Source organism: Streptomyces sp. NPDC052107 (genome assembly GCF_040680215.1).
GTDB lineage: Bacteria > Actinomycetota > Actinomycetes > Streptomycetales > Streptomycetaceae > Streptomyces.
Map to the genome: position 1 here is coordinate 118,728 of NZ_JBFAWG010000020.1, position 10,650 is coordinate 129,377.

Here is a 10,650-nt window from a genome sequence, read left to right on the forward strand (position 1 = left end):
CGACTGGGGCGCGCGGGTGACCTGCGGGCACGATGTGCGAAGCTGATGCGGGTCAGCATCCGCACCACGGAGGAGCCCCGCCGGTATGGCCGTCATCCACCACACCACGCTCAGGCCCACGAAGCTGGAGCTGCTCACCGGCTGGCTGCCCTCGCGCCCCTGGTACCGCGGCGGCCCGCACGCCCCGGTGCTGACCAAGTCCGGCGGCTTCCGGCTGGACGACCCGGAGGGCGAGGTCGGCATCGAGTTCATGGTGGCCACCGACACCTCCGCCCCCGTACCGACCGCCTACATGGTCCCGTTGACCTATCGCGGCGCGCCGCTGCAGGGGGCGGAGCGCGCACTGGTGGGCACGTTGGAGCACGGCGTTCTGGGCAAGCGCTGGGTGTACGACGGCTGCCACGACCCGGTGCTGGTCGCCGAGTTGCTGTCGCTGATCCAGGGCAGGGCCCAGGCGCAGGCCCAGAGCGTCGACGGCGCCCCCGACCCCGAGGTGATCCGCTCCTGCACCGGCGCCCCCTTCGCCCTGGACGGCTTCGCCCCCGAGCCGGCCGACGACCAGGAGGGCACGCGCATCCCCGCACCGCACGGCACGGTCCTCCACGTCCACCGGGTCCTGAACCCCGTCGCCGAGAACCCGCCGCTGTGCCCCGCGGGAGCGGTCGGTCATGTGGCGCGCGGCTGGCAGGACCCGCAGGGCACCGCGCTGACGGCGGTCTTCGTGACATTGCGCACCGCCTGACCGGCACCTTCGCGCAAAGCGCCGCCACGCTTCTGGCATGGTCCGGTCAAATCTGGCACTCTCTCGAAAGTCCGGCATCCCGCGCCCTGACCCCATAAGGGCGCGGCGCACCTCTCGGTGCAGCGATCGCGCAAGCCCCGTCAGCGGCCGCCCCGGCGTACCCCAGCCGGCCGGTGGTCATCGAGCAGGCCGGGAACCCCGGCCGCCGCAAAGGAGTAGCGTGTGAGATCGACCCCCCACAAGGTCCTCGGCGCCGGTGCGGTCACCGTCGCCGTGGTGGCCGCCCTCGTGCTCCCCGGCACGCCCGCCGCGGCCCGGTCGGCCGCGGCACCCGCCGCCTGTACTCCGGCGCAGGTCGTCGGCAACGGCGGCTTCGAGAGCGGGACGTCGCCCTGGTCGACGTCCTCCTCCACCGTCATCACCAGCCGCTCCGGACAGACCGCCCACGGCGGCAGCTCCTACGCCTGGCTGGACGGCGTCGGCAGCACCCATACGGACACCCTGGGCCAGAGCGTCACCATCCCGGCCGGGTGTGATGCGGCCACCCTCACCTTCTGGCTGCACATCGACACGGACGAGACGACCTCCTCCGTCGCGTACGACAAGCTCACGGCCAAGATCGGCAGCACGACGCTGGCCACCTACTCGAACCTCGACGACAACACCGGGTACGTCCAGAAGTCGGTCGACGTGTCGGCGTACGCCGGGCAGACCGTCACTCTCTCCTTCACCGGCACCGAGGACTCCAGCCTCCAGACGAGCTTCGTCCTCGACGACATCGCGCTCAACACCTCGGGCGGCAGCGCGCCACCGCCGGGCGATTCCACGCGCACCCCGGCCTCGCCCTCGTACACAGTGAATCTCAGCGGCGACACGAGCGGCACGGTCTGGACCGGGCACGAGAGCGTGACCTTCGGCAATGCCTCCGCCACCGCGCTGAACGAGGTCTATCTGAGACTGTGGGACAACTACCACGGCACCTGCGACGCCATGCCGATCCGGGTCACGAACGTGACCGGCGGCACCGCGGGCGCGCCCTCCGTGGACTGCACCGCGCTCAAGATCGCTCTGCCGGCCCCGCTCGCCCAGGGCCAGAGCGCCACCATCGGCTTCGACCTCGGCATCACCGTGCCCAGCGGCGCCGACCGGTTCGGCCACGACGGTGCCTACAGCTTCATCGGCAACGCCCTGCCCGTGCTCGCGGTCCGCGACAGCGCCGGCTGGCACCTCGACCCGTACACGGACAACGGCGAGTCGTTCTACTCCCTGGCCGCCGACTTCAAGGTGACCCTGGACCACCCCAGCGGCCTGCTGGTCCCGGCCACGGGCACCTCCACCGACACGCCCGGTTCCAGCGGCCGTACGGTCACGACGGCGACCGCGTCCCAGGTGCGTGACTTCGCCTGGGCCGCCGGGCCCTTCACCAAGATCTCCGGTACCTCGGCGGCCGGTGTCGCGGTGAACGTCTACTCGGTCTCGGGCATCAGTTCCTCCAGCGCCCAGTCCATGCTCAGCACCGCCAAGAGCGCGGTGGACGCCCACGCGGCCCGCTTCGGCGCCTATCCCTACGGCGAGTTGGACGCCGTGATCGACAACAACTACTGGTTCGGCGGTATGGAGTACCCGGGATTCGTCCTGGACGTGGTCAGCACCACCGCACTCACCCACGAGATCGGCCACCAGTGGTGGTACGGCATCGTCGGCGACGACGAGTACGACAGCCCCTGGCTGGACGAGGCGTTCACGGACTACGCCACCGACCTCGCCCTCGGCAAGACCGGCAGCAACTGCTGGAGCAGCGTCTCCTGGGCCTCCAGTGCCGAGAAGATCACCGACTCCATGGCCTACTGGGACGCACACTCCTCCCGCTATTCCACCGTCGTCTACGGCTACGGCAAGTGCGCTCTGCACGACCTGCGCCGCGTCCTCGGTGACACCGCCATGGCCAAGCTGCTGAAGGACTACGCGACCGCCCACTGGTACGGCGTGTCCACCACGGCCGAGTTCAAGGCCGCCGCCCAGGCCGCCACGAGCACCGACCTCACCTCCTTCTGGACCCAGCACCGCATCGACGGCTGATCCGGCCAGGGCCGGTCGTGGGACACACCCCCGGATGACGCCCACGACCGGCCCGTACGCCACCCGGGGGCCACCCATACGGACCAAGCGCGGCCGAAGATGGCTTCGTTGGCGGTACCCGGAGTGCGGTACGGCCCTACCGCGGGTCAGATGGTTTCCGTGCGAAGCTCCAAATACCTTCAGCGCGGCCGCTCACGCCTGGCCCTCACAGGCGCCCTGACCGGCCTCCTCCTTGCCCTGTCCACCGCCACGGCCCGGTCCGACTCGGCCCCGGACATACCCCCGCGCGGCAGCGCGTACATGGGCATGGGCGTCCTGGCCCATGACGGACGCGGTCCCTACGACTCGGCCACCACCCGGGGGAGCCAGACCGAGGGAGTCGACGTCTCCAGCCACCAGCGTGACGTCGACTGGCCGGGCCTGTGGGGCGACGGAGCCACCTGGGCGTACGCGAAGGCCACCGAGGGGTCGTCCTACACCAATCCCTACTTCAACCAGCAGTACGACGGCCCGTACAGCGTGGGCATGGTCCGCGGGGCGTACCACTTCGCCACCCCGGACTCGGCCGACGGTGCCACGCAGGCCGACTACTTCCTGGCGCACGGCGGCGGTTGGTCCGCTGACGGCAGGACATTGCCGGGCGCGCTCGACATCGAGTGGAACCCGTACGGCGACGCCTGCTATGGCAAGTCCAAGAGCGGCATGGTCGGCTGGATCCGCGACTTCCTGAACCGCTACAAGTCCCGCACCGGACGGGACGCCGTCATCTACACGGCGACCAGCTGGTGGACGCAGTGCACCGGCGACTACGCCGGCTTCGGCGGCAACCCGCTGTGGATCGCCCGCTATGCCTCGACCGCGGGAACGCTTCCGTCCGGCTGGTCCTCGTACACCATGTGGCAGTACACGTCCTCCGGCCAGACCGTCGGCGACCACGACCGCTTCAACGGCTCCCTGGACCGGCTGAAGACCTTCGCGGCCGACTGACCCCGCGCCGGGCACACCCGGCACGGGGCACGATCAGGCGGAGAGGGCAGGAATCAGGCGGAGACGGCAGGATGCGAACCTGCGCGGACGTCAGGCCCGACCGTGAGACGCGCTGCGCAAACGGACGCCCTGGCCCTAGAGGCCGTGTGTGAAGAGCATGCGAAGGGCGAGTGCCGACATTACGGCGCTGGATGCCAGGGCTGTGAGGAGCCGCCCCCGGCTGCCGGTCAGGAGCCGGCCGAGCAAGGCTCCGCCGCCGGCCAGGAGGAGTTGCCAACTGGCCGATGCCGCGAAGGCGGACAGGACGAACAGGGCCCGTGCGAGGTGGTCCGGTGCTGCCGAGGTCTGGCTGCCCAGGACCAGAGCCGCGAAGTAGATCACGGTGAGGGGGTTCATCATCGTGACGCCCCACAGCCCCACGAAGGCCCGGGCAGGCCGGAGGGGAGTCTCGCCGGTCCGGGAGACCGTCCGTGGAGTGCGGTAGTGGGAGATCGCCGTTGAGGCGCCGCGGACCGCCAGCACGACGAGCACCGCGCCGGCGACCCAGCGCAGGGGCCGCACGATCGGCTCGACGGCGTGCGTCAGCGCGGAGCCTCCGAGCACGGCGATCAGCGCGTAGAGGCCGTCCGCCGTCGCGACCCCCAGCGCGGCACACGCGCCGATCCGCAACGAGGTCCGAGCGGTCAACGCCACCAGATACGTCCCGACGGCCCCCACGGGCACGGCGATGCCGTAGCCCGCGAGAAGCCCCGCGACCAGCGCCGCGGTCATGCGTGCGCGGGCGTAGGCCTCCGCCGTGGGCCGCGCTGCTGTCGGCCGCTCACCGATCGGTCGGCGGCGGTCGACGGCAGGAAGGCGGTCAGCGAGGTCATGCGCTGATCGTGGCGGCAGTGCGGCAGCCCGGGCAACTTCTTTTCGGCGGTGGCATGCGCACGTTACGGCCCGAGGGGTCCCGCTGCCGCGGGAGGGCGCCGGGGGCAGAGCCGCTGGTCTCGCAGAGCCGCAACATCGGCCCGATCCCGGTCATCGACCCGACGAACAAGGCGCTGACCCGCTCGCGCCGGTCCCACGTCGACCAGAACTGCCTGCGCGCCGAAACCATCGCCGTGGCGAACGCCGCGCTGATCCCCCCAGGCCCGCATCGAACTGGCCCAGATGTGGGGTGGCGGGCTGCTCGCCTCCGTCGACCGCCTGCGCTTCGTCGTCCCCGTCAAGACCACGGACAACGCCTCGTACTCCGACATGGCCTTCGGTCTGTACATCGCCGGCCGCCGGGTACGGGCCGCTGGAGGCCATCGCCCGCAACAGGTGAACCTGAAGCGCCTCAAGACCCACGGCCGCGAGGGCCGTCACACCCCGCTGGGGCAGGCGTTCGCCGAGTACGGCCGCATCGACGAGACCATGCATCTGCTCGCCCTTGTCGACCCGGGCGACGACACCTTCCGCCGTCTGATGAACCGGCAGCTCACCGTGCGGGAGTCCCACCACCGCCTGGCCCGTGCGATCTGCCACAGCGGCCGGGGCCGGATCCGGCAGGCGTATCGCGAGGGCCCGAAGGAGCAGCCGGCCAGTCCGGGCCTCGTGGTCAATGCCGTGCTCCTGTGGAACACCCGCTACCTCGACGCCGCCGTCGCCCAGCTCCGCGCCGAAGACCACGAGATCAAGGACGAGGACTGACACGCACCCGCTCCCGGCGCCGTTCGTTGGACACGGAAAGACCCGCCCACGACGCCGCGCTCTTGTCCACCGACTGACACCCCCCCGCCGCTTGATTCAACTGCTTGGTCGGTGCCGATCTTCGAAGCTCTCGAGCCCAAAAAAATCGGACGGCGATGTCGAGAACCCGCAGCCTGCTCCGTCCCCGAGGTGAACGCGACCACAATGGGTCGCACCAGTACGAGGAGAGACACGATGGCCAAGTACCTGCTGCTGAAGCACTACCGCGGCGCTCCGGCTTCGGTCAACGACGTGCCGATGGAGCAGTGGACGCCGGAGGAGATCTCGGCCCACGTGCAGTACATGCGCGACTTCGCGGCCCGGCTCGAGCAGACCGGCGAGTTCGTCGACAGCCAGGCACTCGCACCCGAGGGCACGTTCGTGCGGTACGACGGAGAGGGGCGCCCGCCGGTCACCGACGGCCCGTTCGCCGAGACCAAGGACCTCATCGCCGGCTGGATGGTGATCGACGTCGACAGCCGGGAGCGGGCCCTCGAACTGGCCGCGGAACTGTCGGCCGCCCCCGGGGCCGGCGGGAAGCCGATCCACGAGTGGCTCGAGCTGCGCCCGTTCCTGGGCGGGCGGTGCACCGTCACGGAGTGACCTCATCGATGGACGAGGTCCTGCTGCGCAGCCTCACACCGAACGTGCTCGCCGTCCTCGTGCGCCGCGGAGCCGACTTCGCGGCGGCCGAGGACGCCGTTCAGGACGCACTGGTCGAGGCACTGCGTGTCTGGCCGGCCGACCCGCCGCGGGACGCGAAAGGCTGGCTGATCACCGTCGCCTGGCGCAAGTTCCTCGACGCGATGCGGGCGGACGCCGCACGCCGCCGGCGTGAGGACCTCGTCGACGAGGAACCGGCGCCCGGTCCCGCGCCCGCCGTGGACGACACCCTCCAGCTCTACTTCCTGTGCGCCCACCCGTCGCTGACGCCGTCGTCCGCGGTGGCGCTCACGCTGCGCGCCGTCGGCGGGCTCACCACCCGCCAGATCGCCCAGGCCTACCTGGTGCCCGAGGCGACCATGGCCCAACGGATCAGCCGGGCCAAGCGCACCGTCTCCGACGTGCGCCTCGACCGGCCCGGCGACGTGGCCACCGTGCTGCGCGTCCTGTACCTGGTCTTCAACGAGGGCTACTCCGGCGACGTCGACCTCGCCGCCGAGGCCATCCGGCTCACCCGGCAGCTCGCGGCCGCGATCGACCACCCCGAGGCGGCGGGGCTGCTCGCCCTCATGCTGCTCCACCACGCCCGGCGCGCCGCCCGGACCGCGCCCGACGGCAGCCTCGTGCCGCTCGCCGAGCAGGACCGCGGCCGGTGGGACACGGCGTTGATCGCCGAGGGCGTCGGGATCCTCCAGGCCGCCCTCGCCCGCGACCGGCTGGGCGAGTTCCAGGCCCAGGCCGCCATCGCGGCACTCCACGCCGACGCACCCACCGCCGACGAGACCGACTGGGTCCAGATCGTCGAGTGGTACGACGAGCTCACGCGCCTGACCGACAGCCCCATCGTCCGGCTCAACCGTGCGGTCGCCGTCGGCGAGGCCGACGGACCGCGCGCCGGCCTGGCGGCGCTCGCGGCGCTGGACGCCTCATTGCCCCGCCACGCCGCGGTGGCGGCGTACCTCCACGAGCGCGACGGCGACCTGGCGACGGCGGCACGGCTGTACGCCGAGGCGGCCCACAAGGCACCCAACCTCGCCGAGCGCGACCACCTGACGCGCCAGGCCGCCCGGCTCAACGCCCGTCGACGTCGCTGACGGGTCGCGCTCGGATTTCCCCGCAGCACTGGGCGCGCCCCCGTGGCCAGAGCGGTCGGCTCACAGGGAGTGGGCGGGGCAAGACCAGCCGCACAAGGCGTTGCCGGCGGGGAAACCCAGCGGCGACGACATGCGCGCCGGAGGCGCGGTGCGCAGCGCGGCCCGGCCCTGCGCCTGGATGGACACCACCCTCGGCCCCGGTGCGCGGCGCGCGCTGCGCGGCGGCGGGGGAGTGCGCTGCCGGCCCCTGACCGACGGCACCCTCACCGTGGGCCCGGCCCTGTTCGGGGTGCGCGAGCCGGGCCCGGTCCAGGCAGCCCTGCTTGCTGAGCCGGCGATGCCGCAACCGCCTACCGTGAGTACAGGGGGCCGACCCGGAACAAGGACCGCCATGGACCTCCAGCTCAAGGACAACGTCGCTGTCGTCACGGGAGCGAGCAAGGGCATCGGCCTCGCCATCGCCGACGCCCTCGCCCGTGAGGGCGTACACGTCGTCGCCGGCAGCCGAAGCATCACCCCGGAACTCGAAGGGCTGCACGAAAAGTACGGCGTCACCGCGGTCCCGGTCGACCTCGCCACCGCGGACGGACCGCACGCACTCGTCCGGCTCGCGGTGGAGCAGTACGGCAGGGTCGGCATCCTGGTCAACAACCTGGGTGCCGCGACGCCGCGGCAGAGCTTCCTGGACATCGACGACGCCGAATGGCAGCGCATCTTCAATCTGACCCTGTTCAGCGCGGTCCGGACCAGCCGCGCGGCGCTTCCCCACCTGCTGGCCGCGGACGGCGGTGCCATCGTCAACATCAGCTCCATCAACGCGCGCCTGCCCTTCCCCGCGGTGGTGGACTACTCCGCGGCGAAGGCCGCGCTGGCCAGTCTGACCAAGTCGCTGTCCGAGGAGTTCGCACCGCGGGGCGTCCGGGTCAACGCGATCGCCCCGGGGCCGGTTCGCACCCCGTTCTGGACCGCGCCGGGTGGCTTCGCCGACGCCACGGCGGCCCAGGCCGGCACCACCGCGCAGGAAGTCATCGATGTCGTCGTGCCGCAGAGCATGGGCATCTCCACCGGGCGGGTCACCGAACCGCACGAAGTCGCCGACCTCGCTCTCTTCCTCGCCTCCCCCCTGGCGGGCAACATCACGGGAGCCGAGTTCACCATCGACGGCGGCCAGGTCAAGACGGTGTGATCGCCCTGCCCGCCCCCTCGGCCCGGCATCCCGCCGGCGGCCTCGCCGCTTGGTGACCGGGCACGGTCAGGTGTCCGAGACGACCAGCTGATCGGCCAGCCGGTGGGCCTGGGTCTCTACAAGATGTAGTGGATCGCGTTTCGAAGCCCGGAGCATGCCTCCTACAGCTAGTAGGAGACGACCGGGTAGCCTGTCCGGACGAAAGCGAGGAAGGGCGGATGGTGAGCGACCCGAAAGGCGAGGAAGCGGCCGGCGGATCCGGCAGGCGGGCGCGCGGCGAACTCGAAAGCGACGTGCTGGCCGCACTGTGGGCCGCCGACTGCCCGCTGACCGCCCGTCAGGTCCTTGAGCGACTGCCCGGCGACCTGGCGTACACCACCGTTCTGACGATCCTGTCCCGCCTCTACGACAAGGGCATGCTCGTACGGAACCGGGAGGGCCGCGGATACGGCTACACACCGGTCCGGGACGAGGCGTCGCACACGGCCCGGCAAATGCGGTCGCTGCTGGAGGAGGGTTCGGATCGTGAGGCGGTGCTCACCCGCTTCGTGTCCGAGCTCTCCGCGCGGGACGAGCAATTGCTGCACCAACTGCTGTCCGGACACGACCCGCGGCACGAGCGCTCCGACCGAAGGCAGTGAGCCGGTGCTGATCAGCGTCTACGTTCCGTTCGCCGTCACGGCCGTCCTCACGCTGCTCGCGCCGCGTCTGGCCCAGCGGCTCACCCCGCGCCCCGCCGCCTGGTCCCTGGCCTGCGCCGCACTTGTCACCGCGGCCGGATGGGCCGGCTCGCTCGCCCTGCTGGCGTTCACCGGCATCGCGCAGATTCCGCAGGTCGCGGCCGAGGGCCACTGGTCGGTGGCCGCGCTGCGTGCCGAGGACCCCGTGTACGCCGTAGTCGCGGCCGCCAGCGCGGTCGTCCTGGCCGCGAGCGTCGTCTCGCTGGGTGTGGCCTCGTTCCGCCAGGTCCGCCAAGTCGCGCGGGCGCGGCGGGAGTGTGCCGGGCTGCGCGGTGACACGGAACTGGCCGTGCTCGACGACGACACGCCCCTGGCGTTCGCCCTTCCCGGCACCCCCGGACGGATCGTGGTGTCCCGGGGAATGCTGCGCTGTCTCGGCGACGACGAGCGCGAGGCCCTGCTGGCGCACGAACGAGCCCATCTGCGCGGACGGCACCACCTCTTCCTGAGCCTGTGGCGGCTCACGGCTGCCCTGAACCCGCTGCTGCGTCCCCTGGCCGACACCGGCGCCTTCGTCCTGGAGCGCTGGGCCGACGAGGACGCCGCCGCGCAGGTCGGCGACCGCGTGGTCGTCGCCCGCGCGGTCGGGCGCGCCGCACTCGCGTCAGCGGGCGCCTCCCGTCCCGCCTCGCTGGCCGTGACCGGTGGGGAAGTGCCCCAGCGAGTACGGGCTCTGCTGGCGCCGCCCCCTGGCGGCCGCAGCCTGCCCTTCCTGGCCGGCGCCCTCTTGCTGACCGTGTGCTGCGCGAGCCTGGCCAACGCGGCTTCCGACAGCGATCGCATGGTCGACAACGCGAAGCGAGCGCAGTGTGCGGTGCGGGTGGGCGCGGCGAGCACGGCGCCGACAGACCACCGGCACGGGCCCGCCTTCTGCTGCCGCCCTCACCACCGGGGTGAGCGCGGCGAACACCGTCCGTAGAACTGCGTCTCCTCACCCGCCCGCCGACGCGTCGGCCTGGGATCGGTTCGGCGGACCAGGACGAGCAGGGCGAAGGTCGCCACGCCGCCGCCCGCCTCGCTCTTGTGTCCCATCGCCGTCTCGAACTGCGCGAGATCCTTGTGCCGCGTGAGAACCTGGCGCGGCAGGCGTTGTGCGACTTTCTCGCCGAGCAGGGCGTGGCCGACCCGGAGCAACGGACGGTGACACTGCTGACCCGCGTGGACGGCCTGGTCATCGACCGGCTGGTGAACGGCGGGAGCGTGGCGGAGGAGGAGATCCGCGGACTCGAGACGGCGGCCCTGAGCCGAGGGGTACGACGACGGTGGCGGTACGAAACAGATCGGCCCTATGTTCCTTGAGGCTGAACAACTTCATTAGCTATCCCGGGCGTTGTGCTCGTATAGTTCTGTGCATGGAGTTGCTGCGGATGTCCAAGGCTGCGAAGCGTCTCGGGATACACCCGATGACGCTTCGTCAGTGGGCGTTGGACGGCAAGATCCCGT

Annotated in this window: 10 protein-coding genes and 1 pseudogene; 10 read left to right on the plus strand and 1 reads right to left on the minus strand. The window is 71.5% G+C overall.

Going from position 1 to position 10,650, the window contains the following annotated elements:
• Positions 1 to 85 precede the first annotated feature (85 nt).
• From AB0M27_RS23090 to AB0M27_RS23100, 3 genes are all read left to right on the plus strand, one after another.
• Positions 86 to 742 carry a 1,4-alpha-glucan branching protein gene (locus AB0M27_RS23090; RefSeq protein ID WP_365723744.1) on the plus strand — a complete coding sequence of 219 codons (657 nt, stop codon included), beginning with the start codon at positions 86 to 88 and terminating at the stop codon, positions 740 to 742.
• Positions 743 to 964: 222 nt separating this feature from the next.
• Entirely contained in the window at positions 965 to 2,821 is a 1,857-nt protein-coding gene (locus AB0M27_RS23095; protein WP_365723745.1) for a M1 family aminopeptidase, read from the plus strand.
• A 150-nt stretch (positions 2,822 to 2,971) separates the two neighbouring features.
• Positions 2,972 to 3,808 carry a lysozyme gene (locus AB0M27_RS23100; RefSeq protein ID WP_365723746.1) on the plus strand — a complete coding sequence of 279 codons (837 nt, stop codon included), beginning with the start codon at positions 2,972 to 2,974 and terminating at the stop codon, positions 3,806 to 3,808.
• A gap of 135 nt (positions 3,809 to 3,943) precedes the next feature.
• Here AB0M27_RS23100 and AB0M27_RS23105 read toward each other — a convergent pair whose 3' ends face one another.
• Positions 3,944 to 4,579, minus strand: a complete 636-nt coding sequence (locus AB0M27_RS23105; RefSeq protein ID WP_365723747.1) for a LysE family transporter — start codon at positions 4,577 to 4,579, stop codon at positions 3,944 to 3,946.
• A 215-nt stretch (positions 4,580 to 4,794) separates the two neighbouring features.
• Here AB0M27_RS23105 and AB0M27_RS23110 point away from each other — a divergent pair.
• The 7 genes and pseudogenes from AB0M27_RS23110 to AB0M27_RS23140 form a co-directional block, all read left to right on the plus strand.
• Positions 4,795 to 5,482: pseudogene (locus AB0M27_RS23110) on the plus strand (Tn3 family transposase); the annotation flags it as partial.
• Positions 5,483 to 5,719: 237 nt separating this feature from the next.
• Positions 5,720 to 6,127 carry a YciI family protein gene (locus AB0M27_RS23115; protein WP_365723748.1) on the plus strand — a complete coding sequence of 136 codons (408 nt, stop codon included), beginning with the start codon at positions 5,720 to 5,722 and terminating at the stop codon, positions 6,125 to 6,127.
• An 8-nt stretch (positions 6,128 to 6,135) separates the two neighbouring features.
• Positions 6,136 to 7,281, plus strand: a complete 1,146-nt coding sequence (locus tag AB0M27_RS23120) for a DUF6596 domain-containing protein (RefSeq protein ID WP_365723761.1) — start codon at positions 6,136 to 6,138, stop codon at positions 7,279 to 7,281.
• Positions 7,282 to 7,672: 391 nt separating this feature from the next.
• Entirely contained in the window at positions 7,673 to 8,467 is a 795-nt protein-coding gene (locus tag AB0M27_RS23125) for an oxidoreductase (RefSeq protein WP_365723762.1), read from the plus strand.
• Between the two features lie 218 nt (positions 8,468 to 8,685).
• Positions 8,686 to 9,108 carry a BlaI/MecI/CopY family transcriptional regulator gene (locus AB0M27_RS23130; RefSeq protein WP_365723749.1) on the plus strand — a complete coding sequence of 141 codons (423 nt, stop codon included), beginning with the start codon at positions 8,686 to 8,688 and terminating at the stop codon, positions 9,106 to 9,108.
• Positions 9,109 to 9,112: 4 nt separating this feature from the next.
• On the plus strand, positions 9,113 to 10,126 hold the full coding sequence (locus AB0M27_RS23135; protein WP_365723750.1) for a M56 family metallopeptidase: 1,014 nt from the start codon (positions 9,113 to 9,115) through the stop codon (positions 10,124 to 10,126).
• 41 nt (positions 10,127 to 10,167) lie between these two features.
• The gene (locus tag AB0M27_RS23140) at positions 10,168 to 10,506 is read left to right on the plus strand and encodes a hypothetical protein (RefSeq protein WP_365723763.1); all 339 of its coding nucleotides are present in this window, start codon (positions 10,168 to 10,170) and stop codon (positions 10,504 to 10,506) included.
• Positions 10,507 to 10,650 lie beyond the last annotated feature (144 nt).